Source organism: Candidatus Protochlamydia sp. R18, assembly GCF_000648255.1.
GTDB classification, from domain to species: domain Bacteria; phylum Chlamydiota; class Chlamydiia; order Chlamydiales; family Parachlamydiaceae; genus Protochlamydia; species Protochlamydia amoebophila.
Map to the genome: position 1 here is coordinate 36,873 of NZ_BASL01000639.1, position 26,485 is coordinate 63,357.

Annotated in this window: 26 protein-coding genes; 9 read left to right on the forward strand and 17 right to left on the reverse strand. The window is 34.7% G+C overall.

All coding sequences use genetic code 11. The features are described from left to right. From gatA to rpmB, 4 genes are all read left to right on the forward strand, one after another. Positions 1-1,470, forward strand: coding sequence for an Asp-tRNA(Asn)/Glu-tRNA(Gln) amidotransferase subunit GatA (gene gatA / locus TY19_RS03145; protein ID WP_011175220.1), 1,470 nt, complete (start codon positions 1-3; stop codon positions 1,468-1,470). After that, positions 1,467-2,951 (forward strand): Asp-tRNA(Asn)/Glu-tRNA(Gln) amidotransferase subunit GatB, encoded by a 1,485-nt coding sequence (gene gatB, locus TY19_RS03150; protein WP_042280094.1) that lies wholly within the window; start codon positions 1,467-1,469, stop codon positions 2,949-2,951. Before gatA ends, gatB begins: the two co-directional genes overlap by 4 nt. Positions 2,952-3,179: 228 nt before the next feature. Next, positions 3,180-3,623 carry a hypothetical protein gene (locus tag TY19_RS03155; protein WP_042280096.1) on the forward strand — a complete coding sequence of 148 codons (444 nt, stop codon included), beginning with the start codon at positions 3,180-3,182 and terminating at the stop codon, positions 3,621-3,623. A 192-nt stretch (positions 3,624-3,815) separates the two neighbouring features. Beyond that, positions 3,816-4,091 carry a 50S ribosomal protein L28 gene (rpmB, locus tag TY19_RS03160; RefSeq protein WP_039357406.1) on the forward strand — a complete coding sequence of 92 codons (276 nt, stop codon included), beginning with the start codon at positions 3,816-3,818 and terminating at the stop codon, positions 4,089-4,091. Between the two features lie 228 nt (positions 4,092-4,319). Here rpmB and metG read toward each other — a convergent pair whose 3' ends face one another. The 14 genes from metG to TY19_RS03230 form a co-directional block, all read right to left on the reverse strand. Further along, positions 4,320-6,392, reverse strand: coding sequence for a methionine--tRNA ligase (gene metG, locus TY19_RS03165; protein WP_042280098.1), 2,073 nt, complete (start codon positions 6,390-6,392; stop codon positions 4,320-4,322). A 4-nt stretch (positions 6,393-6,396) separates the two neighbouring features. After that, positions 6,397-6,990 carry a hypothetical protein gene (locus TY19_RS03170; RefSeq protein WP_042280100.1) on the reverse strand — a complete coding sequence of 198 codons (594 nt, stop codon included), beginning with the start codon at positions 6,988-6,990 and terminating at the stop codon, positions 6,397-6,399. A gap of 14 nt (positions 6,991-7,004) precedes the next feature. Further along, positions 7,005-7,328, reverse strand: a complete 324-nt coding sequence (locus TY19_RS03175) for a DNA-directed RNA polymerase subunit omega (RefSeq protein ID WP_042280102.1) — start codon at positions 7,326-7,328, stop codon at positions 7,005-7,007. A gap of 24 nt (positions 7,329-7,352) precedes the next feature. Next, on the reverse strand, positions 7,353-7,946 hold the full coding sequence (gene gmk, locus TY19_RS03180; RefSeq protein WP_042280104.1) for a guanylate kinase: 594 nt from the start codon (positions 7,944-7,946) through the stop codon (positions 7,353-7,355). An 878-nt stretch (positions 7,947-8,824) separates the two neighbouring features. Then, positions 8,825-9,709, reverse strand: coding sequence for a YicC/YloC family endoribonuclease (locus TY19_RS03185; RefSeq protein WP_042280106.1), 885 nt, complete (start codon positions 9,707-9,709; stop codon positions 8,825-8,827). Between the two features lie 211 nt (positions 9,710-9,920). Next, entirely contained in the window at positions 9,921-10,445 is a 525-nt protein-coding gene (locus TY19_RS03190) for a hypothetical protein (protein WP_042280108.1), read from the reverse strand. A gap of 151 nt (positions 10,446-10,596) precedes the next feature. Beyond that, complete coding sequence (locus tag TY19_RS03195; RefSeq protein ID WP_042280110.1) at positions 10,597-11,265, reverse strand: ribonuclease HII; 669 nt, start codon at positions 11,263-11,265, stop codon at positions 10,597-10,599. A 114-nt stretch (positions 11,266-11,379) separates the two neighbouring features. Beyond that, positions 11,380-11,781, reverse strand: coding sequence for a 50S ribosomal protein L19 (gene rplS, locus TY19_RS03200; protein WP_039357365.1), 402 nt, complete (start codon positions 11,779-11,781; stop codon positions 11,380-11,382). Positions 11,782-11,877: 96 nt separating this feature from the next. After that, on the reverse strand, positions 11,878-12,546 hold the full coding sequence (gene trmD, locus TY19_RS03205) for a tRNA (guanosine(37)-N1)-methyltransferase TrmD (RefSeq protein ID WP_011175206.1): 669 nt from the start codon (positions 12,544-12,546) through the stop codon (positions 11,878-11,880). A 6-nt stretch (positions 12,547-12,552) separates the two neighbouring features. Then, positions 12,553-12,873: a 30S ribosomal protein S16 gene (gene rpsP / locus TY19_RS03210; protein ID WP_011175205.1), complete on the reverse strand. Its 321-nt coding sequence runs from the start codon at positions 12,871-12,873 to the stop codon at positions 12,553-12,555. Next, the gene (gene ffh, locus TY19_RS03215) at positions 12,864-14,192 is read right to left on the reverse strand and encodes a signal recognition particle protein (protein WP_042280114.1); all 1,329 of its coding nucleotides are present in this window, start codon (positions 14,190-14,192) and stop codon (positions 12,864-12,866) included. Before ffh ends, rpsP begins: the two co-directional genes overlap by 10 nt. Positions 14,193-14,427: 235 nt before the next feature. After that, entirely contained in the window at positions 14,428-15,279 is an 852-nt protein-coding gene (gene prmC / locus TY19_RS03220) for a peptide chain release factor N(5)-glutamine methyltransferase (RefSeq protein ID WP_042280116.1), read from the reverse strand. Next, on the reverse strand, positions 15,276-16,352 hold the full coding sequence (prfA, locus tag TY19_RS03225) for a peptide chain release factor 1 (RefSeq protein ID WP_042280118.1): 1,077 nt from the start codon (positions 16,350-16,352) through the stop codon (positions 15,276-15,278). Before prfA ends, prmC begins: the two co-directional genes overlap by 4 nt. A gap of 229 nt (positions 16,353-16,581) precedes the next feature. Beyond that, a complete protein-coding gene (locus TY19_RS03230; protein ID WP_042280120.1) occupies positions 16,582-16,935 on the reverse strand; it encodes a type B 50S ribosomal protein L31 in 354 nt (117 codons plus the stop codon). 243 nt (positions 16,936-17,178) lie between these two features. Between TY19_RS03230 and TY19_RS03235 the strand changes: the two genes are divergently transcribed. Then, positions 17,179-18,360 (forward strand): OTU domain-containing protein, encoded by a 1,182-nt coding sequence (locus TY19_RS03235; RefSeq protein ID WP_042280123.1) that lies wholly within the window; start codon positions 17,179-17,181, stop codon positions 18,358-18,360. On the opposite strand, the gene TY19_RS03240 is transcribed toward TY19_RS03235, so the two are convergent. From TY19_RS03240 to TY19_RS03250, 3 genes are read right to left on the reverse strand one after another with little or no spacing between them, the layout of a single operon-like run. Next, positions 18,344-18,601, reverse strand: coding sequence for a hypothetical protein (locus tag TY19_RS03240; RefSeq protein WP_042280126.1), 258 nt, complete (start codon positions 18,599-18,601; stop codon positions 18,344-18,346). The genes TY19_RS03235 and TY19_RS03240 overlap by 17 nt on opposite strands. A gap of 8 nt (positions 18,602-18,609) precedes the next feature. After that, the gene (gene tadA / locus TY19_RS03245; RefSeq protein WP_042280128.1) at positions 18,610-19,140 is read right to left on the reverse strand and encodes a tRNA adenosine(34) deaminase TadA; all 531 of its coding nucleotides are present in this window, start codon (positions 19,138-19,140) and stop codon (positions 18,610-18,612) included. Continuing rightward, positions 19,140-19,823 carry a hypothetical protein gene (locus TY19_RS03250; protein WP_042280130.1) on the reverse strand — a complete coding sequence of 228 codons (684 nt, stop codon included), beginning with the start codon at positions 19,821-19,823 and terminating at the stop codon, positions 19,140-19,142. Before TY19_RS03250 ends, tadA begins: the two co-directional genes overlap by 1 nt. Before the next feature lie 1,491 nt (positions 19,824-21,314). On the opposite strand from TY19_RS03250, the gene rpsO reads away from it, so the two are divergent. The 4 genes from rpsO to TY19_RS03270 all read left to right on the forward strand — a co-directional run bounded on the left by rpsO (position 21,315) and on the right by TY19_RS03270 (position 26,463). Further along, a complete protein-coding gene (gene rpsO, locus TY19_RS03255; protein WP_011175194.1) occupies positions 21,315-21,584 on the forward strand; it encodes a 30S ribosomal protein S15 in 270 nt (89 codons plus the stop codon). 615 nt (positions 21,585-22,199) lie between these two features. Then, positions 22,200-24,293: a polyribonucleotide nucleotidyltransferase gene (gene pnp / locus TY19_RS03260; RefSeq protein WP_042280133.1), complete on the forward strand. Its 2,094-nt coding sequence runs from the start codon at positions 22,200-22,202 to the stop codon at positions 24,291-24,293. Between the two features lie 670 nt (positions 24,294-24,963). After that, complete coding sequence (locus tag TY19_RS03265; protein ID WP_042280221.1) at positions 24,964-25,707, forward strand: glycosyltransferase family A protein; 744 nt, start codon at positions 24,964-24,966, stop codon at positions 25,705-25,707. A 9-nt stretch (positions 25,708-25,716) separates the two neighbouring features. Then, positions 25,717-26,463, forward strand: a complete 747-nt coding sequence (locus TY19_RS03270; protein WP_042280135.1) for a glycosyltransferase family 2 protein — start codon at positions 25,717-25,719, stop codon at positions 26,461-26,463. Positions 26,464-26,485: the final 22 nt, after the last annotated feature.

The following is a 26,485-nucleotide window of genomic DNA, read 5'->3' on the forward strand; positions in this document are numbered from 1 at the left end:
ATGTATAAATTTTCTGCCATTGAAATTCGAGACCAATTCATCCGAGGAGATGTCTCTGCTAGTGCTATTACTCAGCATTATTTAAATCGCATTGCTAAATATGATCAAAAAATTGGAGCTTTTCTGTCAGTCTATGAAGAACAAGCCATGATGCAAGCTAAACAATTAGATCAAAAAAGGCTAGCTAATCAACCTCTAGGTAAATTAGCTGGAATTCCCATCGCAATAAAAGACAATATTCTCGTGAAAGGAGAAATATCCACTTGTGGTTCTAAATTTTTGACAAATTTCAAATCTCCTTACCAAGCCAGCGTGATTGAGTATTTATTAGCAGAAGGGGCTGTGATTATAGGAAAAACAAATATGGATGAATTTGCTATGGGTTCTTCCACTGAAAATTCTGCTTTGCAAAAAACTAGTAATCCTTGGAATTTAAAATGTACGCCTGGTGGATCATCTGGAGGATCTGCTGCTGCTGTTGCTGGACGTTTATCCCCCCTTTCGTTAGGGAGTGATACAGGAGGTTCTGTCCGTCTTCCTGCATCTTTCTGTGGAGTTGTTGGCTTTAAGCCAACTTACGGAAGAGTGTCCCGCTTTGGGTTAGTTGCCTATGGCTCCTCTCTCGATCAAATTGGTCCTTTAGCTACAAATACAGCAGATACCGCTTTATTAATGGAAGTCATCGGGCGACATTGCCCGAAAGATTCAACAAGTATTGCCTTAGGACCCGAAGATTACTTGAGTCAGTTTAAAGATTCCATCGCTGGCATGAAAATCGGAGTTCCCTGGGAGTTTTTAGAGAATTTAGCTGATGAACCAAAAAAGATTTTTCAACAATCTGTCAATTTAATGAAACAATTGGGTGCTGAAATCGTTGATATTGATTTGAGCATCTTAAAATATTCTTTAGCTGTATATTATATTTTGGCCACAGCTGAAGCTTCTACGAACTTAGCAAGATTTGATGGAATTCGTTATGGACAACGGTCTCCAAAAGCCAAAACATTAGAAGAAGTTTATGATTTTTCTAAAGAAGAAGGTTTTGGCGCGGAAGTAAAAAGAAGAATTTTACTTGGAACGTATGTTCTTTCGGCTGGCTATCAAGATGCTTATTACAAAAAAGCGCAAAAAGTCCGGACGTTGATTTTAAGAAGTTACAAAGAAGCTTTTGCTAAATGCGATTTAATCGCCTCTCCTGTTTCTCCATTTGCCGCATTTGAAATAGGGGCGATTAAAGATCCATTACAAATGTACTTAGAAGATATTTATACAATTGGTATCAATCTCGCAGGCCTACCAGCTGTGAGCATTCCCAATGGTTTTAGCAAAGATGGAAAACCGATGGGACTCCAATTGATTGGGGCTCAAAAACATGATAGAGAAGTTTTAAATGCTGCCCATATCTTAGAAAAATCGCTAGCTTTTCATCCTGCTATTCCAGAATTAGTTAAAGAGGAGACATCTGCATGAGCCATAAATATTCACATCCCTCTCATTCTGACTGGGAAGCAGTGATTGGACTAGAGATCCACGTTGAATTAAATACGAAATCTAAATTATTTAGTGTAGCCCCAAATCATTTTGGAGACGAGCCTAACACAAATATTACAGAAGTCTGTACAGGAATGCCAGGTTCTTTACCTGTTCTCAATAAAGAAGCTGTTCGCAAAGCGGTCCAATTTGGATGCGCAATTCAAGCCGAAGTTGCCAAATTTAGTAAATTTGATCGTAAATCTTATTTTTATCCAGACAGTCCTCGTAATTTTCAAATTACCCAATATGATCAACCAATTGTTAAAGGGGGAACAGTCATTGCTGAAGTAAATGGAAAGGAAAAATCATTTGCCGTCAACCGTGTTCATCTTGAAGATGATGCTGGTATGCTTAAGCATTTTTCTACTTTTGCAGGAGTGGATTATAATCGAGCAGGATCTCCTTTAATAGAAATTGTGTCTGAACCTTGCATCCATACTCCCGAGGAAGCTGTTGCCTATGCAATGGCTATTAAAGCTATTTTGCAATATATCGATGCTTCTGATTGTAACATGGAAGAAGGATCTCTACGAATAGATACAAATATTTCTGTTCGATTAAAAAGAGAACAAGGCTTAAGAAATAAAATCGAAATTAAAAATATGAATTCGTTCAGTTTCATGGAATTAGCAATTAAATCGGAAATTAATAGACAAATTCAAGCTTATCTTAGCCATCCGACAAAACCCCACGATCAAATCATCGCCCAAGCGACTTATCGTTGGGATCCTGAGAAACAAGAAACCGTTTTAATGCGTCGCAAAGAATCTGCTGACGATTACCGTTATTTTCCCGAGCCCGATTTAGTCCCCATCGTCTTAACAGACTCCTATATCGAAGAAATTAGACAAAGTCTTCCCGAGCTTCCGTTACAAAGAGAGCGACGCTATACAAAAGAGCTGGGATTATCTGCTCATCAAGCTTTTGCATTAACTAGCGATAAAGCTCTAGCCGACTATTTTGAAGAAGCCCTTAAAACTTGTTCTAATAGTAGAAGCCTTTCTAATTGGCTGTTAGTAGAATTTCCTGGCAGACTCAAAGAGAGTGGACAAAATGTGAAGTCCATTAATCTCCCACCATCTCATATCGCTTCTTTAATTAATTTGATTGAAAAAGGGACTATTACAGGGAAAATTGCAAAAAGTGTGGCTGACGAGATGGTAGCACAACCTGGCAAAGATCCTGCGGAGATAGTTGCTGGAAATCCTGATTATCAGCCATTAAATGATCAATATGAAGTCGAACGATATGTTGATCAAATTTTAGCCGAAAATAATCAATCCATTGTCGATTATCGTGCCGGAAGAGATAAAGCCTTTGCTTTCTTGGTTGGCCAGGTCATGAAGCTTTGTAAAGGTAAAGCTTCTCCTTCACTTGTTAATGAACTTCTTAAGCAAAAAATCGCTAATCTCCCTTAACTAATACGAAAAATAGCGGTTTAATTCACGAGTAATCAAGGATTGACTCTTTATTATTTGTTAAAAAGGCTGTATTAATATTGTTAATACAGCCTTAGTTTTGTCAAAACTAATCATTTGATATTTAACAACTTAAACTTCTATTTTCGATTAATTTTTATAGCTTATATTGATGATTAATAAAAATAATTATATAATTATAATTAGAGTTTTTAGCTTCGAGGATTTATGAAAATAGACTTTGTAAAAGTTGAAAATATTCTGTCAAATACTCTCAAAAAGATTTATATTGATCATCTTTCTGAGCTTGCAGCGATTGCTGGATTGATTCAAGATCCAAACAAAGTGGCTATTTCCACTCAATCTATTCAAACAATGATTGCGAGTTTTGAAAAACAGCTAAATAAAATCAAAAAGAAAGACCCTAAACTTTACGTAAAACTTGACATTTCTTTGGAAGATGAAAAACGATTTAAAATCAGTATAAACAGCTATACACAAAACGATTGGCAACGTATTAAGCATTTGAAAGAAAAGATTGAAGAATTAAAGAAAGAGCTTTTAGGTGAAGAGCTTCCGGATGAAAAGCTAGAAGAACATATCAACCGTGTTCGTAAAAACCACATCTATAAACGATTTAAAATTCGCGATGGATGGCTTCCTTTGCATTAAAAATTTTTCAAATAAAAGATACTATACTCAATCATAATATCCAAGAGGGTACAGTTCTCTTTGATGTGAATGTTTGTCTTATTCCTTTAGTTTTTGTTTAATTTTTTTATTTCTTTAATTTTTCAACTTGTCCATTAAGAACTTTTTTGGTATATTCCTTATTTTCATTCGTCGACCGCTATTGGAGAAATTATGTCTAAAGTATGTCAAGTTACAGGTAGAAAACCTACACGTGGCTATAAATATGCCATTCGTGGTATTGCAAAGAAGAAAAAAGGAATTGGTCTTAAAGTGACAGGAAAAACAAAACGTCGCTTTCAACCGAATCTTTTTAAAAAAAGAATCTGGTTCGCAGAAGAAAATCGCTTTATTACTTTGAAGCTTTCTACCGCTGCTTTAAGAACTATTGATCGTCTCGGAGTCTTTGCTGTTGTTCGTAAAATGCGTGCAAATGGTCAATCTATCTAATTAGTTCGATTAAGGTTAAAGACTTAGGAAAATAAACTTTTCTAAGTCTTTTTTTTATTCAATTATTTGGAGTCATCCTACATTCCACTTATACTTTTTCTAGCTGAAGACGACTTATCATTTTCAGAATCTTTTTAATCAAATAAGAGGTGATGAATTATAAAGAAAGTCGCTACTTCCTTTTCTAAAAATGCTCTAAAATGACTTAGATAATCACAATATCAAAATTTAACTGACAAGACTTCCAGGAGCAACATCCTCGATAGAAATAAGTTTTAAATTCCCTTCTCCCTTAGCTGCAAGTAGCATTCCTTGACTAGCCACTCCCATCAAATTAGCAGGCTTTAAATTCGCTACAACTACAACGTTTTTCCCAATCAAATCTTCTACTTTATAAAATTCAGCAACTCCAGCTACAACTATTCTTTTCTCAATTCCAATGTCTACAAGTAATTGAAAAAGTTTTTTACTTTTCGGTACAGGATTTGCCTGGATGATCTTGCCGACTCTTAAATCTAATTTTCGAAAATCTTCAATATCTACTAATGGTTTAATAAGAAGAATATTTTCTGAAATAGATGTCTGAGTAGGTTGTGGTTTAGATTTTTTTTCTTTTGTAAGAGATAACTGTTGCAATTTAAGAATTTCTCTTTCGACAGCCTCATTTTCAACCCGTTGAAAAAGGATTTCGGGAGTTAAAATCTTTTGGTTAAGCGGAATCTTTTCTATTTTAACGCGATTCCAATCTTCTTGTTCGAGCGATGTTTGGAATCCAAGAAATTGCCAAACTTTTGAAGCTGCCGTGGGAATTATGGGAAAAGAAATCAGCGCAAGCGCCTTTAAACACTCCATACAACAATTCAGCGTTGTATGCATTCTGCCCTTTGTACAATCATTTTTAGCGTCTTGCCAAGGCTTTTTACTATCAAAATAAACATTTCCTAATTGGGATAACTCCATCATAATTTGGCTCGCTTTTCGAACTTTAAAAGTCGAATAATTGGCAGCTGCTTGATCAACCAAATCTTGAATATTTTTTAAAAATTTTCGATCTTGTTCTTCTAAAACCCCAGACTCTGGAACTTTTCCCTGACACTGATTATGAATAAACACTAAAACCCTATTAACCAAATTTCCGTACTTCCCTAGCAAATCACTGTTGCAACGTAGTTGAAAGTCTTTCCAAGTAAATTCACTATCAGATGTTTCAGGAGCGTTGGAAGCAATAGCATAGCGAATCTGATCGCTGGTATAATGCTTGAAAAAGTCTTCTAAATCAATATACCATCCATCTGATTTACTAAATTGCTTCCCTTCTAAATTATAAAATTCATTGGCTGGCAGTTCATCCACTAGTTTATAAGGCTGATTTTGTCCCATGATCATAGCAGGGAAAATGGAGGCATGAAAAGGGATATTATCTTTTCCAATAAAATTGACAAGCTTAGTTTCTGGATCCAACCAATATTTTTCCCAAAGCTTTTCTTCCCCTTTTAATAAAGCCCACTCTTTAGTCGCCGAAATATAGCCTATAGGTGCATCAAACCAGACATAAAGAACTTTTCCTTCTGAATCAGGAAGAGGAACAGAAATTCCCCATTTCATATCTCTTGTGATTGCTCTGGCATGGAGATGATCGATGTATCCCCTAATAAAATTAATTACATTTGGCTTCCAGTTTTTAGTTTCCAACCACTCCATTAAAGGTTTTTTAAATTTTTCAAGGAGTAAAAACCAGTGTTTAGTCGGTCGCAAAATCAAGGAAGCATCTGTGAGTTTAGAACGAGGGTTTTTAAGTTCTGTAGCTTCATAGCTTGCACCACAACGAGGACACTCATCCCCTCTTGCATTTTCAAAACCACAACGAGGACACGTTCCCACGACATAACGATCTGCAAGAAATTTCTGATCTTTTTCAGAATAGAGTTGGTCGGTCGTGCGTTCTTCAATATATCCATTCTGCAATAAGTCATTAAAGAACTGATGGGTAGGTTCTACATGTCCTTTCCATGTCGTACGAGAATAATGATCAAAAGAAATTTGGAGTTGCTCGAAAAAATTTTGATTAATGTGATGAAAAAGATCAACATGTTCTTGAGGTGTTCTACCAGCTAAATCAGCACTTAAGGTGATCGCAATGCCATATTCATCGGATCCACAAATGTAAAGAACATCTTTTTTCATTAGTCTTTGAAAACGTGCATAACAGTCAGCTGGGAGGTAAGCCCCTGCAATATGTCCAAAATGCAGAGGTCCATTCGCATAGGGAAGAGCAGAAGTAATCAAAATTTTTTGGGTCATTATCTTATCGCACAGGTTTTTGAACAATTAAAACTTCTAATTCAGTGTCAGGAACAACTTTCCATCCGAGTAAAACTTTCGTTTGAATATCTACATATAAAGGGCCTGGTTTTGAATAAACATATTCAGGTTCAATAGCTCTTGGAGCAGCAGTTGGGCTAGAAAAATCTGTTTGAAACCCTTCTAATGATTCGTGTACATCTCGAACAGCTTTTTGTTGTTCTTTATTTAAGCTTCCCCAAGAAACATAAATTCCTGGATAACGTTTTTGAATAAACGTCCAGTCTATTTTAATAGTATCTAACCATGTTACACAGTCTGTAAAGATACGGCCTGTTTCTCGACAAAACGCAGCTTTTCTTAATTTAAAAATGCGGTTGTCATATTGTTTAAAATAATAGAGAAAAAGCAATGTTTTTTCAGCGGCAAAATAAGAAAGCTCTGTTGCTTTTCTAAGAGGCAGTCCCGTATAGGGACTGACACCCATTTGTTTGCCAGACATCCACCATCCGAACCAGAATAAAAAAACAAGTAAAGCTAATGTAAAAACAATGACCAAGGATAAAAATAAAACCCAGCCTGTTGTTGCTTCCATCATAAGTCGTACGCATCCTATATTTCATCGTCAAAAGAAACACCAGCTGTGCGATACTTACGACGCTCTGTTTTTTCTTCATGAATATATTCGTGGGGATGAGTTTCGTTATTATGCGACAATCTGCCACTAACTTCTTTGATTTCATCAAAAATGTCTTTCCCTTCATAAATTTCTTCTAAGATTAACATCGCTCTATTTTGTATATCAGATTTGACTCTTGTGTCACGGCCACTTTTAATCATATTTTCAGCAAGTCGAATAGCATAATTAACCAACTCAAAATTACTTGTGAAATTTTTAGACAAACTTTCATTGGTAAATCGAATTTTTTTTTCCATTATTTAATTCCTTTATTTTAACTCTTAAAGCTTCTTAGATATACGATGGTATTCAGCAATTAGAATGCTTCTTAATACCTGATAGGCTTCTTGGAGATCATCATTGATAATTTCATAATCATAATACTGAGCAGCTTCCAATTCACGTTCTGCACATGCCAGCCGCTTTTCTATCATCTCTAACGATTCAGTTTGGCGGTTAATCAATCTATTTTTTAATTCATCCAAAGAAGGTGGTTGAATGAAGATAAAAGTGGCCTCGCACAGCTTTTGAAGTTGTAATGCCCCTTGTGTGTCAATCACTAAAATAACATGCAAACCTAGCTGCCTTTGAATTTCAACCCACTCTCTTGACGTACCATAATAAGTATCGTAAAGTTTAACATATTCGAGGAAATCAGCGGCAGCTATTTTTGCTTCAAATTCAGATTCTGTGATAAAGTAATAATCTTTTCCGTTGACTTCGCCTAAACGAGGAGCTCTTGTCGTGTAAGAAATACTTGCAATCACCGTTGAAAATTCGTGAACCAATAAATTTACCAGAGTTGTTTTCCCCGTTCCGGCTGGAGCGCTTACAACAAATAAAGAACCTTTTTTGTCTTTTCCACCCAACAACATAGTTAGTAAACCTAATTTGGATTTTTTTAGCACATCTACGATCAGAGAATAGATTAAAAAATTTACCTAACCATGCTTTGCCCATGGATTATTTTGCTTCGCAAGTTTAATAATAAAGGCTAATTTAGCGATTTCTATACCAGAAAATTCACTTTCAAGGATATTCAAATTTTTGCTGGAAACGTTGTAAAATTAGTTCTATTCCCCTCCTGTATATCGTTACTTTAAGTTTGAGAGAAAAATTTGTAAGAGAAGACTTATCAATGAGTTATAATCGCGTTAAAATTTATGAATTAATTTTGTAAAATAATTTGATGTTATTTTTTTAAAATTAAATTTTATTATTTTTCAATAAATTCAAACCACTCTTAATATATAGGTACAATTATCAGAATTAAACATAGGAGAAAATTATGCAATTTATGCCAGTTGTCTCGGTAAGAGTAGATGGATTAGAACAAGTTTTAATAAATCTTGCCTCTGTGCCAAGCAAGCAGCCCCTTTAAAAGTGAATGAATTAAGATGTTTTCCTGTAACGACCAAATTATCGCTTTAGTAAGTGTGATATTTGGGGTGATAAAAGCCCTTGTTTCTATAGAAAAAACAATTTTCTATTTTAACTAAGAGTCAGGCAAAGGGATGGAACGAAAGTACAAAAGATGAATTCAAATATAGAGGATATGCATTTGCTGTAATCATTTCTACCTTTGAAGAAATAGTAACTTATTAACACGATCAAGCCAAAATACAAGAAGCCTTTAAAAAAAGGTAGTTTACAATATTAAAATGTATTCCAATTTTAAATTTCCCTTGCAGCTTTATCCGTTAAGCGAAAAGCTATATCTAAAAGCTTAAGGCATAAGTAGATTAACTTGAAACTATTCGACATTTTGAATTTGCTCACGGATTCTTTCTAATTCACTCTTGATATCAATGACTAATTTAGCAATTTCTATGTCAGAAGACTTACTCCCAACGGTATTAACTTCACGTCCAAGTTCTTGCAAAATAAACTCCAGCGTTTTTCCCACACTCGCATCAGCCGATTGAACGCGCTCCTCAAACCTTGTGAGATGGCAGTCAAAACGAACAATTTCCTCCATAACGTCAATTTTCTCAGCAAATAAAGCAATTTCTCTCAAAATGCGTTCTTCATTTTCGATTTGACCAGGCAAAATTTCTTCTAAACGGGCTAGCAACTTTTCGCGATATTTTTTAGTTGCAAAAGGGCTTCTTTCTTCAATCATTTTGATTGCTCGCCGAATCTTTTCTGCCCTAGCTAAAATATCCCCTTGTAAAACAGCCCCTTCATGGGATTTCATTTGAATAAAACTTGTTAAGGCTTGATCCAGGACCTGCCTTAAAATACGCCGATAAGCATCTTCTTCTGAACGATTTTCTTCAAAAAGAAGAATATCATCCGCTTTAGATAAAAGAGAAAGTTTGATTTCATCCATCTCAAATCCTGTCTCACGAGCGATTTCTTCCCAAGCCGCTTTCATTTGCCTTGCCAAAGCTAAATTAGGGACAATGATAAAAGGCGATTTTCCTTCAAATGAGGCAGTAATTTTGACAGAGACCTGACCTCTAGTAATAAAAGGATGTATCCATTTTTTTATTTCTACATCAAAATAGCTTAATTCTGGAGGAAGAGAGACATTAATTTCTAAAAACTTCCGATTGACGGATTGAATTTCAACAGTAAAATGCCCCATTTCCGTATTAAATGTGGCTCGCCCAAAGGCAGTCATACTTTTAAGCATAAATTATCTCTCTCAATCAAACTTAATTTTTAGTTTATCCATTAATAAATGCAAAAATAATGTTAGTATCACGTATATTCCTATTTTTGAATTGTTTTATATATAATCTATCCCTTCAATTTAATCTATCGTTCTCAATAAAAATTCCACAAAAAATAAAATCCTTCAGAAACATGCCTGAAGGATTTTAGGAATAAACGAATAAATAAGTTTAATTTAAAATTTTTACTGAATTAAAGAAAGAGTCGGCTAAATCAAAATTATTCCCTTCTACAATGGCATAATAAAGAGTGTCCTCTGTGGCATAAATACGAGCGACAGCTAAACAGGTGGTTTTAGTTTCGTTAAATTGTTCTACCTGCACCATATATCTAACTTTTCGCTGATCGGAAACCAAAGGATGTATAGTAGCGTTAGGAATATTTTTAAACAGCGCTATGAATTCATCTATTTTTTTTGGTGCTTTGAATTTTTCAGAAGGAGTCAAGTGTACTTCATAATTAACATTTTGATATTGACTATAAAGATAGCATAATCCATTTGAAAATCCTGCTATTGGGCTACCTGGAATGTCTGCTTGAATGCTTCTTTTTTCATCTTCGTAATAAACTTTCTGCCAAGTATTCCCCTCTCTTTCAAATGGCTCTCCCAATCGCCCCATAGATAGTGCAGTTAAAGGTAGGGCTGTCACAACTGCAAGAATGGTAATTAATAAAATAGTTTTTAAAAATTTCATAATCCTTTTTTCCTTTATTATTTGTTTTTAAATTTTTTAAATCATTTACCATTGAATACTAAATAGTTATGTAATATTAACAAGAAAAAATAACGCTCCCTGCATATTAATTTTTAAAATAGCGACTGAATGTAAGCTATAAAATAGCAACTTAAAAATCATCAGCTATTTCGACTTCAAGCATGGATTTAATGGGATCAAAGGAACGACGATGGATGGGGCAGGGGCCTTGTTTAAATAAAGCTTCTAAATGAAGCTCAGTGGCATATCCTTTATGTTGGTTAAATCCATAGCCGGGCCATTCTCGATGATATTGACACATCAATCGATCTCTGGTTTCTTTGGCAATGATTGAAGCCGCCGCAATCGATTGAGAGAGTTGATCTCCTTTGATAATTTTGAGGCAGGGTAAATCCGGATGGGGCAAATTCATTCCATCTACTAATACATAATCAGGTGTAACAGGAAGCTGTTGAATAGCCATTAACATAGCTAGAATAGTGGCTTGATAAATATTTACTCGATCTATCTCCGCTTGACCAATAATGCCTATTCCATATCGAACTGCAGAATCGGTTGTTAAACGTTCAAATAGACGTTCTCTAACCTTTGGAGATAATTTTTTACTATCATTTATCTGAGGCACCAGAAGTCCTTTAGGGAGAATACAAGCAGCGGCAACGACAGGACCAGCTAAAGGCCCTCTTCCCGCTTCATCAATTCCTGCAATCAGTTGATACCCTTGCGAAAAAGCTCGCTTTTCATACACACTCATGTGTTCTAAGCGGGTTAACTCTTCTGTTGAAATTAAATCAGGCATAAGAAGTCAATTGTAAAAGGCAGTGAATTGATAAAATATTTTTTTCAAATCAGAAAGATGCTTTTGCCGAAGCAAAATTCAACTCTCTGATTATATTTGTAAATCACTGAATAGTTATTCTGCACTTACGATTTGTTTAGTCACAGCGTTGCTTGAACGACGAGCTCCAAGCCGAGCCTTAACTTTAGAGGCTTTACCAGATGTTCCGCGCAAATAATAAAGTTTGCTACGACGAACATCACCTTCTTTAATAACTTCAATTTTTGCAATACGAGGGCTATGTAACATAAACACCCGTTCCATTCCTTCGCCGTAAGCAACACGGTGAACAGAAAATGTTTCAGAAAGGCCTTGTCCTTTGCGAGCAATGACTGTTCCAGCAAAAACCTGTGTTCTTTCTTTATCGCCTTCAATAATGCGAATGTGCACACGAACTGTATCGCCAATGCGGAAAGGAGTAATATCCTTTTTCATTTGTTCGTTTTGCAATTTTTCTATGATAGCAGATCGACTCATGATCAATTTCTCCTAAATTTCACTCTTTTACTTCGTTTGAAAAGGTTTATTTTTTCAACCGATGTTATGCAAACCATTTTTAAGTTTTTGACTCAATTAAGCAAGCAAATCTGGTCTTATCTCTTGCGTCTTTTTTAGCGCTTGCTCATGACGCCACTTGGCAATTTCTTGATGATTCCCACTTAACAAAACATTTGGTACAGAACACCCTTGAAAAACTTCGGGTCTTGTGTAGTGAGGATAATCTAATAACCCTCCTTCAAAAGAATCTTCTGCTGCTGCTGAAGGATGGCCTAATACACCTGGAATAAAGCGGGAAAAAGCATCTAGAAGAACAATAGCTGCTAAACAACCGTTAGTCAAGACGTAATCTCCAATACTAATTTCTTCGTCTACTTCTTCATCTAAAACACGCTGATCTATTCCTTCATAGTGACCACATAAAAGAATAAGATGCTTTTCCAAGGCTAGTTGTCGACATTTAACTGCATTTAATGTTCTCCCTTGGGGGGACAAATAAATGACTTTCGCTTCTGGAGTTTTCACATGTTGAATGGCCATTGTAACTGGCTGCGGCATCATGACCATTCCAGGCCCACCTCCATAAGGTCTATCGTCTACGCGATGAAAGCGATTATCAGCAAAATCCCGTATATCAGTTAAGCGAATCGTTAATAGTCCCTTTTCTTGGGCCCGTTTAAGGATACTTTCATCGAAAGGCCCTTTAAAATACCCAGGGAAAAGAGACAAAATATCAACGATCACCTAAATTTAGTCCTTTTTTTTTCGTTTTGTTGCTGCCTTTGCAAGAGAGTTTAATTTTTTCTCTGTTTGAGCACGAATAATTTCTGGAGAAGTTTTCTTAATCAAAGAAGCAGCACTTTCTGTTAATTCAGCTCCTAAATTAAGCCAGTGCTGAATACGATCAGCTTTAAAAAATAATTTCTTATCATCTTCAGCTTCGACTGGATTGTACCAACCGAGGGCTTCGACATACTTTCCATCTCTTGGTGAACGAGCATCGGTCACAACTAAACGAAAGAATGAACGATTTGTGCGACCATGCTGTCGCAGTCTAATTTTTAACGCCATAGGGATCCTCCCATCATCTTTTCTAATTGTTTCATATTTGGCATATTTTTAAAAAATTGCTTCGCTTGTTTAAACGATTTAACTAGTTTATTAACATCTTCAATTTTAGTTCCACTTCCTTGAGCAAGGCGCTTACGTCTCGAGGTTGTTAATTCACTTTTTTCCGTCCGCTCTTCACGAGTCATGGACAAGATCATCGCTTCAACTTTAAAAAATTCTTTCTCATCAAAATCCATTGCAGGAAATTGATTCATCCCAGGTAGCATACCCAATAAACTTTTAATAGAGCCCATCTTTTTGACTGTTTGAATTTGTTTCAAATAATCATCATAAGTAAAAGTTGCCGAACGAATTTTTTGTTCGAGCTTTTGAGCTTCTTCTTCGTTAATATGTTCTTGAGCTTTTTTGACTAAATTAATGGTATCACCCATTCCTAAAATACGATCAGCCATCGAATTAGGATTGAATAATTGAAGATCATCAACTTTCTCGCCAATCCCTTCGAATTTTAACGGTTTTCCCGTTACTTCTCGAATGGATATCGCTGCTCCTCCTCGGGCATTACCATCTAACATAGTCAAAATTGTTCCAGATACTTCTATTCGTTTACTAAACTCTGTTGCAACATTAACAGCATCTTGCCCAGTTGTCGCATTAGCAACGAAAAGTATCTCACCTGGATTTAAAACTTCTTTTATTTTTTCTAATTGTGTCATCAACTCATTGTCGACATGCAGCCGACCAGCCGTATCCACAATCAGAAGATCATGCTGTGCTTCTTGTGCATGCTTTAAAGCATCTTTTGCAATGCGGACAGGATCTTTTTCGCCTACAATTGTAAAAACAGGGACATGAATTTGTTGCCCTAAAGTTTTTAACTGTTCAACAGCTGCAGGCCTTTGTAAGTCACAAGCTGCCAAGAGAGGATTTTTACATAATCCCTTCTTTTTCAGATATTTCGCTAATTTAGCACAATGAGTCGTTTTACCTGCTCCTTGTAAACCACATAACATAATGACAGCAGGTTTTCCTTCTAAATGGAGCGTCGCTTCTTCACCACCCATTAAAGCCACTAGCTCATCATGCACAATTTTAATAAACTGTTGCCCAGGTGTGACGGATTTGATAACTTGCTCTCCCAAAGACTGTTCTTTGAGTCTCTTGACCAGCTTTTTAGTGACTCCATAGTTAACATCTGCTTCTAATAACGCTAATCGAACTTCGTTAACAGCATCAGAAATATTTTCTTCAGTCAAGCGCTTTTTCCCGCTCAACTTTGAAAAAACATTTTGTAATTGTGTTGTTAACGATCCTAGCATGAAATCCTCTATGCAACTTTTATCGACATTGAACAAGACTCTTAAAAATCAAAACAAAAATCTTCTAAAGCAACATTTTTGCTTAATGAGCAACTTTTAAAGGTAGAGACAGTCCTTTGCAAACCTTCCACACCGTTCAAGACTTGTTCTCATACGAATTTAAAACAAAAATTCTCATTAATTCAATCGCCACTTTAGGGCTTAATTCTCAAAGGTAAATAAGATACTCAAAAAATCATTCATTTTCAAGGAAAAAGAAGCGATGATGGCCGGCCCAATCATTTTCAAGAAAGACTCTTTTCCAATATGAGCTTTTGAAAATTTTCTTTAAAGAATCCCCTTGCTTATAGCCAATTTCAAACCAAATTTTGGCATGAGGATAAAGATAATCAGGAAGTACCTCTGCAAGTCGTTGGTAAATTTCTAAACCAGTTTCTCCACCTACAAGCGCCATTTTAGGTTCAAACTCTTTCACCTCTAAATCTAAATCTTTAAACTCTGCTTCAGAAATGTAAGGAGGATTACAAATAATAAAATGCGCTCTACGCCCTTCAAACGGCTCGAGTAAATCGCCTTGTAAAAATTCTACTTCCACCTGATTATCCTGTGCATTCGAACGCGCTAATGATAATGCGGCAGAAGATAAATCACTCAAAACGACACGTAATTGAGGAAATTTCTTTTTTAAAGCAATCCCTACACAGCCAGATCCCGAACACAAGTCCCAAAGAATTTTTCCGCTTAATTTTTTTTGATGAGATAGATAAGTAGAAATTTTATCTACTAAAATTTCTGTTTCTTGCCGAGGAATTAAAACGAAAGGGTTAACTTGGATAGAACAGCCATAAAAATCAATGCTTCCGTGGATATAAGCTAAAGGCTCTCCCTTCATGCGTCTTTTTAAATAATTTTGACAAGTCTGCCATTCCTCTAAACTCAAGTCTTGAGAATGCCGAGTATAAAGAGTTGAACGATCGCATTTGAGAATAGAGCCAAGTAAATCTTGAGCTTCTCGCTTAGCTAGGCTTTTATCTTTTTTTGCTAATTCGTGCGTTAAAAATGTTAGCCCCTCCAAAATAGAGGTCATTCTTCTCTACTTGTTTTTAGCTTTTCTTGATGAAAATAAGCCACAAGAGCTGAAGTGATTTCTTCAAGATCTCCATTTATTACATAATCTAAATTGTATTTTGTTAAATTGATTCGATGATCTGTAATTCGATTTTGAGGAAAATTATAGGTACGAATTCGTTCGGAGCGATCACCCGATCCCACTTGTTGGGCTCTAGTACTGGCGAGTTCTTGTTGTTTTTTTTGTTGCTCGATTTCGGCCATTTTAGCCTTCAAAAGGCGCATCGCCTTGTCTTTATTCTTATGCTGGCTACGTTCTTCTTGACAATAAACAACAATACCAGATGGAACGTGGGTAATGCGGACAGCGCTGTCTGTTGTATTGACATGCTGACCTCCTGCACCCGAAGATCGGTAAGTATCAATTCTTAAATCTTTCTCATCCAAATCAATCTCTTCATTTTCATCTGGTTCAGGTAAAACGGCAATCGTAATGGCTGAAGTATGCACACGTCCTTGAGCTTCAGTTGCAGGAACTCTTTGTACACGATGAGTTCCAGCTTCATATTGCATAAAACGATAAACATTCTCGCCAGATAAAACCATTACATACTCTTTAAATCCTCCCATTTCAGAAGGAGTACAAGAGAGTAACTCATAACGCCACCCTTTACAATCCGCAAAGAGCTTGTACATCCTTACACAGTCACCCACAAATAAAGCAGCTTCATCACCGCCTGTTCCTGCTCTGAGCTCAATAATTGAGGGACGGTTATCTAAAGGATCGGGTGGAACAAGTAAATTTTCAATAAGAAGTTGTAATTCTTGCACACGAGATTGAAGTTGACGAATGTCATCTTTTAACACTTCCGCAAATTCTAAATCTTTTTCAATTTTAAGCAATTCTTGATTATCTTCTAATTGCTTTTCTAAACCTTTTTTCTCATCCCAAGATTTTTTCAAATTATTTAAATAGGCATGTTCTTGTGTTAAAGCTCGATATTTTTTTTGATCATCATAAACATGAGGATTTCCAAGAACTTCTTCAACTTCGGCTAAACGTTCCAAAAGTTTATGAACTTTTTTTTCCATCAAAATTACTTTTTATTCCTTATGAAGCTGAGAATGTTTTCTTAGAAATTATCTGATCAAAAAACCTCTCTCTTAGATTTAAACTGAAGCGGAAACATCAAAATTAGAATTAAAAAAATCTGGTAATCAAACACTGCTATTAGAAATAAGTTTGAATTTAGGCATAACTTTAATAAACAATTTAATTGACTAGTAAATAATTATTTTGACACCAGATTTTTCGAAAAATTTATTTTTTCGAGCCTTTTGCTATAATATGTTTCTTCTCTGCTTTTTTCTCAACCGATGCATTTTCAGTTGTTGAATCAGATTCAGGTAACGTATCAGCTGGAGAAGCTTCTTTTTTACGTTCAAAACGCTTCTTAAATTTCTCAACACGTCCTTCAGAGTCAACCAATTGCTTACTGCCTGTAAAAAATGGGTGAGACGAAGAAGAAATTGATAAATAGCTAACCGGATATTCTACACCTTCAAACTTTTCAGTTGCATCAGGTTTTAAAGTTGACCCACATACAAAGCGATGTCCAGAAGCTGAATCAATAAACAAAACTTTTTGATACTGTGGATGGGTATTCTTTTTCATTATAAGACTCCTCAAAGAGAAACGTTAATAAAATTAGTGTTCATTGGATAAAAAACAAGCCCTCATAAATTCCTTTTTGACCAATGGAAATCCATAAGAATAAAGATTCCTTCTAAAAATGACAATCTTTTTTTCTCTTAAAAATAATGTTCTAATCGTATAAGCTCTTTACCAAATCTTTACAAAAAGTTTAATTTATTTAATTAAATAATTATTATAATAAAATTAAAAAAAGTAAAAATTATGAAGAATATTATTGATTCAATTAATCATTCTCTTCGACAACTTCCTTTATTATCTTTTAAAGAAAAAATCTCTAGCTGGCTAGGAAGAATATGGACTAGAATCTTGAGCACATCCCAAAGGATTTTAGCTATTTTACAACGTGTTTTTAAAAAAGAAAATACTAAACCAGAAAGTACTTCTCAAACCTTTGCTTTAACTTCCATTCCGCTAAACAATCCAACTGAAAAAGTAGCTGAAATCTTACAACGTACTCATTTAGAACAACCCGCTATTCCTAAGCAAACTTTAATGCCTCCTCCTTTAGTAAAAGAAGATTTTGCAAAACTAGACGATTTTAATACTTTAGAAAATGGAATTAATCGACTAAAGGATACTTCATTGGATGGCACACCACCTTCAAAAAAACTGATAGACACAAAATCGCCAATTAGTGGCGAAAATAGGCTAATCGGATTAGGTGCATCTCAGGAAGTAAACCCATCATATAGTCCGAAGACAGAAGGGCCTTTTGCCCATTCCTCAACAATTGACGTTCCAGATAATGGTAATTGTCTATTCAGTGCTATCGCCATAGGAATAAAGCTCACATACGAAGAACCTGAAATTTTAAATCAATTAAATTGGAGTGTTGACCCTCGTCAATTAACCAAAGATTTAGGAAAAGAAGAAGCTTTACTAAAAGAACCAAGCGCTCATTTAAGAGCTCAAGCTGCTATTTATTTGCATGAGAACACTGAAGAAGCCATGTTACCTCTGCTGGGAAGCATGACTGATCACAATGAAATTATTGAAAAGAAAATTATTGATACTCAAAGTGTTATTGCAATTATTAAAGAGGATATCGCTAAATTAGAAAAATCCGCTGGAGATCGAACTCAGGAGTTAAAAGAGAAAAGAGAACATTTAAAAAGTTTGTACAGCTCGATACAAGAATTGAATGATCAAAAAATAGGAGGATATGATCCGGAAGAATATATTAACAAATCCTCTAAAGATCAATTTTATTGTGGAACTGCACATGTGCATGCTTTAGCAATGATTTATAAAATTCCAATCGAAATTATTTTTAATTTTAATACAGCTGACGAAATGAGACAAATTCTTAACCCCTCCGAATCAAGTCGCCCTATTCTTACTCTCGCTTATGTCAATGGTAACCATTTCAAATTTTTCCATTAATATTCTCTGAAATTTCTGCTTGTTTAGCCCTCAATGCTATTTGAACACTAAGAATCCCAGCTAAAATCCCTTCTTCATAGCGAAAGCAGGGATTATTTTCTAATTCAGCAAAATCATTAGGCTGCAAAATATCGTCCGTTGTCAAAAATGGAATGATCCTTTGACCACAATTCAAAAGAGTTTTTCGCTGTCCTTCCACCATTTCCTGCAAAATTTTTTCTATTTCCTTCCACAAACTCATTTTTTATATCACTTAATTTTATGTAAAGAAGTTTTATCCTTACTTTTTTTCTCTACTTTTTTCTCTCTTTGTAATTGAAAAAAATCTTTCAGAATTTGTGCACAGGGGTTTTGTAAGACATGTTTTCGTATCTCGATCGCATGGGTAGGATGGATTTCATCAAAGAGATTGACCCAACTGCCATTTGCGCCATGTCTTAAATCTGGAGCCCCCCAAACTAAAGTTTTTATTCGAGTCAGAAACATCGCTCCTGCACACATGCTACACGGCTCCACTGTACAATAAAGGATGGTTTCAGAAAGCCTCCAATTGTCAAGCGCCGATTCTCCTGCAGTCAAACAAAGCATTTCTGCATGGGCAGTCGCATCTTTCAACATTTCAACTTGATTAAAACCACGAGCAATAATGTGTTTATCTTTAACAAGAACTGCTCCCACAGGAACTTCATCTGCTTTAAATGCCTTCCACGCTTCTTTTAAGGCTTCCAACATAAAACGTTCGTCATCGTTTTGCGTGAGAATTGTCCAAGGAAAACTCATTAAGCTTCTTTCCCTTGCAGTTTCCTTTGAAGCTGTGAAATTTGTTTTTTTAAACTTTCCATATCAACAATATATTTTTTTTGCATTCCAGCTAATTTTTTTTCATACTTATCTGTGACTCGAGCCATTTCAGCAGTAAAAGTTTTTCTCATTGTATCTGCGTTCAATTTCTCTAAATTTAATTGAGCTTGTTCTTTTTCTTGTACATCTTGCTTTTGAGATAATTGCTCAAGTTTTTGAAAAATTTCTTTCGGAAATACAACTGAGTTTAAAACAGCGAATAAGTACGTTTTAAGTGCTCCAAATTGACTGACAGCATTATCTACTAAAGGCTGAGCTTGAGAAATAGATAATTCTTCCAAATCAGTGAAATTTGGACTAATTTCAGTTAAATGACTCTCAAAGAATTCATACAGCTCACTATTTTTAAGCAGCCAACGTGAAGTCACAAATTCTGCCAATTCTTCTCCTTTTTCCTCATCATCAATGGCTTTTTGATAAGCCTCTGTTAACTCTTCTGTGGTCAACTTATTAAGGTTTTTTGTCCCTAAAAACTTTTTGACAAAATAAAAGTCTTTTTTTAAATGTTCATTTTTCAAATCTTTTTTTACTGAGTCAATCACGTTTGGCAGCAACTCTTTTAGAAGGGTAAATTTTTCTTTATACGTCGTATTTTTGTACATAATTAACCTATTGTTAAGTTTTTCTTATTCCCTTCATAACAATTAGATTTTCGTTATTGGAAATTTGGATTGGCATGTAGAAAAAAAACTCTAGCATGGCCATTTGGTAAAATGCAAGTCAGATCATAGATAATGAAGTGATATTTTTAAATCTGAAATTCAAAATTGCATAATAAAAATCGGAGTTTTAAACAGTGTGCAGATTTAGAAATCATTGCTTCAAAATCATTCAATTGGATTAATAGAGGGAGACTTTAGAGGGAGACTTTCGTTTTTTTCGTAGGAGATATTTAATTGAATATTTGCAAAAGGAAAAACAAGTGGTAAATAAATGATTACCACTTATTTATCACATTGAAATTCATCAGCATCGCTATTTCTAGGTCAATAATTAAAAATTGGGAAGTTTGAGCTAGGGAAATGGAAAACGTAAAATATCGTTCTTGTTAATCTGTGGGGAATATTTAGAAATGTTTATCTCATCTTTTTAAATTAGGTTTAGTAGATCATTAAGATTACGCTATATTTTACTTGGATAGCTATTGAAATTAGTTTTTTTATGCAAAATCGAGGATAGATAGTATTAAAATCGAATACACTGAAAAAGCTTTAATACAAATCTCCGATTTAAGGGTTTAAACCTTCTAAAAGACAAGCTACTAAAGTTGTATATCCGATTAACAAAGACGAAAACCATTGCTTTTAAAAATCCATTTTAGAATATTTTTGTTAAATAAAAAAAATTAACAAACATTAATTTATTCAGTTTTAGTTATTAAAATAATAATAAATAAAGCAAACCAATCTTAGCATTTAGTTATACATATTATTAAAAATTTTTTATTATCCATAATAAAAATTTTAGTTAAATGAGAGTGTGAAATAAAATTATTAAGTGAATAAAGTAAAGTTAAGTTTTAAATTTACGAATATTAATTATGAACCAACATACTGAAACTAAACATTCTTTTTATAATGTTAAAATCATTTAACAAAAAGAAAAGACCTATATTGACAATTATTAAAAGGATGTCGAAATTTACCTTCTACCTAAAAATTTAAAGAAAGAATTTAGGATGAATTACAAATGGAAAAATATCAAATGTTCATCAGCATCCTTTCTCAATTAGTGAGTGATAAAACAAGAGAGCTATGAAAAACAGCCTACTTATATTGAAGTTATTTTAAATACAAAAATTTAATTATTTAATCATTGATATAAAATTATTTTTTTTGAAAAATAAGCTTTTATACGCAAGTTCTTTATATAAATTTTATAAAAAAGCATATCCTTCAATTATTCTTACACAAAGATTTTGAGTTAAATTCCCTTCCACATGTATTTTTAAACAAGCTCAAATACTTTTCCATGTCCTTCTTTAAGATGTTTTCTTGCCTGAAAATTAAGGTTTTGTTATTATTATATTAGTTATTTACAGAAATCATGTTCAAAACATTAGCCTTTTTGGCTCTAAATACGGGGGATTCCTCATGTCATTAGACAAAGGTACCAAGGAAGAAATTACAAAAAAGTTCCAATTACATGAAAAAGATACAGGGTCAGCAGACGTCCAAATTGCTATTTTAACTGAACGCATTACTGAATTAACAGAGCACTTAAAAAGAGCACCAAAAGATCATGGATCTCGCTTAGCACTTCTTAAGCTCGTCGGCCAACGCCGTCGTTTGCTAGACTATCTTAATTCAACAGATACAAAACGCTATCAAACGTTGATTAACAAACTAAAACTGCGAAGATAATTTAATCTTTAAAGTCAGCAAAAAGGGGCAGCTTTAACTGCCCCTTTTTGCTATTAGGACTCTTGCATAAAACAACCTTTTAAAGTAAAGTTTAAAATTTGCAAGAAGCCATATAAGGAGAATTAGCAATTCTTAGAAAGAAATTGTGAAAATGAAATAGAAATCAGAAAATGTTCTTTAAAAGCTTTTGAAGTGCGTTTTCTGAGTTCTATTCCTGTTTAATTTCTTGGGTCATACCAATTCTTTTATCCTAATTTTTTTCTAGGATTATCAACTTGGATTAAAAAATTTATAGAAATTGCCATGGGCTAAATTCATCGGTTCTATTAGGGTAGCTCAAGCTATTTCTAATAATATCAAGTTTTTAATAAGATAACCCTTGAAAATAAAATGAATTTCTTAATTCAAATAGACGCTAACCCCCTCCCATAGATTCTTGCAAATTTCTTATTGGGAATAAACAAAAGTTTTTCTTTGGCAAAACTGTTACAAGGATCCAATAAGAGCTAGGCTAAAGATTGTTGGTCATAAACAATATTTTTTCCTCTCAAAAATGCGTATAGAATTTTCAATTTTGATTTATTAAAGTTTTCTTTTTTTATGGAGTATTATTTAATGCAACGTGAAACTATTTCAGTTCCTGTTGGTGCACAAGAAATTATTTTTGAAACAGGTAAAATTGCTCGTCAAGCTGGAGGAGCTGTTGTTGTCCGATGTGGAGAAACAGTTGTCTTCACAACGGCTTGTGCCGCCCCAAATGCTGATTCCACGACCGATTTTTTACCTCTTCGTGTTGATTATCAGGAAAAATTTTCGTCAGCAGGTAAAACACTTGGTGGATTTATTAAAAGAGAAGGTCGTCCGACTGAGAAAGAAGTTCTTGTTTCTCGTTTAATCGATCGTCCTATTCGCCCAATGTTTGAAGAAGGTTATTACAATGAAGTTCAACTTCTCTCTTTTGTTTGGTCTTATGATGGAATTAACTCACCAGAACCTCTAGCAATTTGTGGAGCTTCAGCAGCTCTAGTCATTTCCGATATTCCTCTTATTAAACCTATTGGAGCTGTACGTGTAGGGTTTATTGATGCTCAATTTATCGTCAACCCAACTATAGAACAACAAAAGCAATCTAAACTAGATTTGTTGATAGCCGGAACCGAGGAAGCTGTTTTGATGATCGAAGGCTTTTGTGATTTCTTAACAGAAGATCAAGTATTGGAAGCTATTGAAATAGGCCATCGCAGCATCAAAATGATTTGCCAAACTCTTAAACAGTGGCGTGAAAAAGTGGGTAAACCAAAAAATCGCGAAACTCTTAGACAATTACCAAAAGAATTGTATGCAGATGTAGAATCAATTGCGAATCCCCTATTAGAAAAAGCACTCCGAATCTGTGAAAAGCAAAAACGGGAAGAAGCCCTAGCTGAAGTCACCAAGGCTGTCAATGATCGTTTGATGCCAGAAAACGAAGAGCCTAAATACCCAGCCAAACATATCGCTTGTGTCATTAAAGACGTCTCTTCTAAAATGATGCGTCAAATGATTTTAAATGAAAATATTCGTTCCGATGGAAGAACATCAACAGATATTCGATTTATTGATATTGAACAAAGTCTTCTCCCCCGCGCTCACGGAAGCTCTTTATTTACAAGAGGTGAAACACAAGCATTAGCTGTATGTACATTGGGCGGTGCTTCAATGGCACAACGATTTGAAGATTTAGAAGGAGAAGGTAACAACCGGTTCTACTTACAATATTCTTTTCCTCCTTACTCAGTTGGAGAAGTAGGAAGAGTTGGGGCTCCGGGAAGACGAGAAATCGGACATGGAAAGTTAGCGGAAAGAGCTTTAATGGCAGTCATCCCCACGAAAGAACAATTTCCTTACACAATCCGTTTGGAATCTAACATTACAGAATCTAACGGATCCTCTTCTATGGCAACTGTTTGCGGAGGCTGCTTAGCGCTCATGGATGCAGGTGTGGCTATTAAACGTCCAGTTGCAGGAATCGCAATGGGACTAATATTAGAAAATGAACGCTTTATTATCCTATCAGATATTCTGGGAATTGAAGATGCGCTCGGTGACATGGATTTCAAGGTAACCGGAGATCAAAACGGCATTACTGCTTTCCAAATGGACATCAAAGTAGAAGGCATTACCATTGAAATTATGCGGGTTGCTTTAAAACAAGCTAAAGAGGGTCGCGTCCATATCCTAAATAAGATGCTAGCTGTATGCCCAACGTATAAGGGTGAAATGTCTCGTTATGCACCACGCATTGAAACGATCCAAATTAAACCAAGCAAAATTGCAGTTGTTATCGGCCCAGGTGGAAAACAAATCAGAGCAATCATCGAACAGACAGGTGTTCAAATTGATATTGATGATACGGGTCTTGTTAACATTGCTGCCACAGATTTAGTAAGCATTGAAAAAGCAAAAACCATTATTCATGGTCTGACCGCTGAAATTGAGATTGGTAGAATTTATTCTGGAAAAGCCATTTCTATTGCACCCTTTGGTGTTTTTGTGGAAATCCTTCCCGGTAAAGAAGGCCTTTGTCATATTTCTGAATTTGATGTAAATCGTATCAACAGCTTAGATGAATTTGTAAAACAAGGTGATATGCTCATGGTAAAAGTTCTCGATATCAACGAACGAGGACAAATTAAATTGAGCCGCAAAGCCACTTTACAAAGTCAATAGCTTTTCTTTTATGGTGCTGAACAAATTCAGCACCATCTATTCCTCTTTTATAAAATTCATAAACCACGCTAATGTCTACAAGCAAAAATATTCTTGATCAAAAGTAAGAAAAGGGCAATTAAACTGCTCGTCTATTCATAAGAGATAAGTTCATTGCTTTACAGATCACAAACATTTCTCTAAGGAAATGTGACAACCCTTTAAATAAAAGAAGTTCTTCTTGATAACTTTCAAAAAAACTTTTTGCTTTAATGGTTAAAGTTCTCAACTAAAGTTTTTTAAGGGTCGATCCATGAATCTTTAGGAGTAAATAGAGTAGACTTAGCCAATTATTTTTACATTAGTCGCTATTGGTATGAACAACTATTTCATTTGCGACTACAATCGGCATCGAGCATTACAGTTCAGGACTACCTAATAATTGTATTTATTCAAATATTTTCAGAGGTATTTGTAAGCAATTTATTAAGTTTTTTAATTAATCTAATTTTTTTTAATAAATGAAAATAAGAAAAAATAATACCTAAAAAAATTTTTATTTTTTAAAAAATTATGCCTTAACGATTTTCTTGTTATTTGTCACTATCCTATCTAGAAATCTATGTTGCTATTTTATTTTTTATCTCCCATGTTGAGGTTAAATAAAAATAACCCAAGCCTTGAGCAAAAAATGAAAGAACGTTTAAAAGTTGTTGTTCCTTCTTTTAATAGTGTTTCATACTTAGATAAAACGCTTCAGTCAATTGAAAATCAAACGATTAGAGACGTGGATGTTTGCGTGATTGATGATGCTTCTACCTTACCAATGCAACGCTCTTTAATTGAAAAATACTGTACGAAAAATGGATGGCTGCCTCTTTTTCATCAAAAAAACCAAGGAGCCCTTGTTAGTATTAAAAATGGAATAGAAGCTTTGAACTGTGATCGGGAAGATATTATTGTGATTATCGATGGGGATGATTGGTTGGCTGATCATCTCGTCTTTTCAACACTTTTAGAGGTTTATGAGTTCCCTTCTGTTTACTTAACTTACGGCTCCTTTGAAACCTATCCGAAAAATTGCTTAAACATCACTTATGCAGCACCGGTCAGCAAAGAAATTATTGATCAGCAACTATATAGGCAAACCCCGTGGATTTACCATCACTTGAAAACATTTAAATATCACCTCTGGAAACATCTTAAAGATTCAGATCTGCGTAACTTAAACGGAGAATATTATATGGTCACAAGCGATCGGGCGTTTTTTTACCCATTACTTGAACTTGCCGGACATCACATTCGTTTTATAGATCGCATTCTTTATATTTATAATCTTGAAAATCCTTTAAATGATCATAAAATTAGTCGAGATGAACAGCTTTTAGAGGAACATTATATTAAATCACTCCCAAAATACGCAGCTTTGCCGTAAGGTTTTTTTATGAAAGGTCAGTTTAAAATTGTCATTCCTTCTTTTAATAGCGTTAATTTTATTTCAAACACATTAGGGTCTGTTGAAAAACAATTGAACAAAAATTTTGAAGTTTGTGTGATTGATGACGCTTCCACAATTCAAAAACAAAGAGAAATCATTTCAGAATTTTGCCATCGTAATCAATGGAAATTTATCTTTCATTCAAAAAATCAGGGTGCTTTAGCTAGCATTGTGGAAGCAATTCATCATCTAAATCCTCAGGAAGACGATGTTATAGTCATGCTAGATGGGGATGATTGGTTATACGATGAAAATACGCTAAACATTCTTGATAAGGTATACAGTGAAGAAGATGTTTATTTAACCTGGGGACAGTTTCAAACATACCCCCCTGATTGTTTAAAAATGAATTATGCTCTTCCCATTCCCGAATTTGTCATCGAACAACAACTTTATCGAGAAATTGTGGATATTTTTGGCCATTTGAAAACTTACAAATACCGACTTTTTCGAGAAATCAAAGATGAAGATTTACGAGATCCGGAATCAGGAGAATATTTTCGAGTCTCGTGGGATAAAGCGTTGATGTATCCAATGCTTGAAATGGCAGCTCACAAAGTTCGTTTTATTCCTGATAAACTTTATGTCTACAATATTGTCAATCCCCTAAGCGATTATAAAATCAATCGAAAAGAGCAAATCGCAGCAACAAATTTTATTAGAAATAAACCCCACTACAAACCCATCTTTTAGTCACTCATTTGCTGCTAATGCT

Excerpts from the sequence above, each read along its gene's own strand:
- TY19_RS03265 (WP_042280221.1), top strand. The coding sequence starts at position 24,964 with ATGAAAGAACGTTTAAAAGTTGTTGTTCCTTCTTTTAATAGTGTTTCA.
- TY19_RS03235 (WP_042280123.1), top strand. The coding sequence starts at position 17,179 with ATGAAGAATATTATTGATTCAATTAATCATTCTCTTCGACAACTTCCT.
- prfA (WP_042280118.1), bottom strand. The coding sequence starts at position 16,352 with ATGGAAAAAAAAGTTCATAAACTTTTGGAACGTTTAGCCGAAGTTGAA.
- prmC (WP_042280116.1), bottom strand. The coding sequence starts at position 15,279 with ATGACCTCTATTTTGGAGGGGCTAACATTTTTAACGCACGAATTAGCA.
- TY19_RS03230 (WP_042280120.1), bottom strand. The coding sequence starts at position 16,935 with ATGAAAAAGAATACCCATCCACAGTATCAAAAAGTTTTGTTTATTGAT.
- metG (WP_042280098.1), bottom strand. The coding sequence starts at position 6,392 with ATGACCCAAAAAATTTTGATTACTTCTGCTCTTCCCTATGCGAATGGA.
- ffh (WP_042280114.1), bottom strand. The coding sequence starts at position 14,192 with ATGCTAGGATCGTTAACAACACAATTACAAAATGTTTTTTCAAAGTTG.
- TY19_RS03185 (WP_042280106.1), bottom strand. The coding sequence starts at position 9,709 with ATGCTTAAAAGTATGACTGCCTTTGGGCGAGCCACATTTAATACGGAA.
- TY19_RS03175 (WP_042280102.1), bottom strand. The coding sequence starts at position 7,328 with ATGGAAAAAAAAATTCGATTTACCAATGAAAGTTTGTCTAAAAATTTC.
- gatB (WP_042280094.1), top strand. The coding sequence starts at position 1,467 with ATGAGCCATAAATATTCACATCCCTCTCATTCTGACTGGGAAGCAGTG.
- rpmB (WP_039357406.1), top strand. The coding sequence starts at position 3,816 with ATGTCTAAAGTATGTCAAGTTACAGGTAGAAAACCTACACGTGGCTAT.
- gatA (WP_011175220.1), top strand. The coding sequence starts at position 1 with ATGTATAAATTTTCTGCCATTGAAATTCGAGACCAATTCATCCGAGGA.
- rpsP (WP_011175205.1), bottom strand. The coding sequence starts at position 12,873 with ATGGCGTTAAAAATTAGACTGCGACAGCATGGTCGCACAAATCGTTCA.
- rpsO (WP_011175194.1), top strand. The coding sequence starts at position 21,315 with ATGTCATTAGACAAAGGTACCAAGGAAGAAATTACAAAAAAGTTCCAA.
- rplS (WP_039357365.1), bottom strand. The coding sequence starts at position 11,781 with ATGAGTCGATCTGCTATCATAGAAAAATTGCAAAACGAACAAATGAAA.
- TY19_RS03240 (WP_042280126.1), bottom strand. The coding sequence starts at position 18,601 with ATGAGTTTGTGGAAGGAAATAGAAAAAATTTTGCAGGAAATGGTGGAA.
- TY19_RS03195 (WP_042280110.1), bottom strand. The coding sequence starts at position 11,265 with ATGCCTGATTTAATTTCAACAGAAGAGTTAACCCGCTTAGAACACATG.
- gmk (WP_042280104.1), bottom strand. The coding sequence starts at position 7,946 with ATGTTGTTGGGTGGAAAAGACAAAAAAGGTTCTTTATTTGTTGTAAGC.
- TY19_RS03170 (WP_042280100.1), bottom strand. The coding sequence starts at position 6,990 with ATGATGGAAGCAACAACAGGCTGGGTTTTATTTTTATCCTTGGTCATT.
- TY19_RS03190 (WP_042280108.1), bottom strand. The coding sequence starts at position 10,445 with ATGAAATTTTTAAAAACTATTTTATTAATTACCATTCTTGCAGTTGTG.
- TY19_RS03250 (WP_042280130.1), bottom strand. The coding sequence starts at position 19,823 with ATGTACAAAAATACGACGTATAAAGAAAAATTTACCCTTCTAAAAGAG.
- pnp (WP_042280133.1), top strand. The coding sequence starts at position 22,200 with ATGCAACGTGAAACTATTTCAGTTCCTGTTGGTGCACAAGAAATTATT.
- TY19_RS03155 (WP_042280096.1), top strand. The coding sequence starts at position 3,180 with ATGAAAATAGACTTTGTAAAAGTTGAAAATATTCTGTCAAATACTCTC.
- TY19_RS03270 (WP_042280135.1), top strand. The coding sequence starts at position 25,717 with ATGAAAGGTCAGTTTAAAATTGTCATTCCTTCTTTTAATAGCGTTAAT.
- tadA (WP_042280128.1), bottom strand. The coding sequence starts at position 19,140 with ATGAGTTTTCCTTGGACAATTCTCACGCAAAACGATGACGAACGTTTT.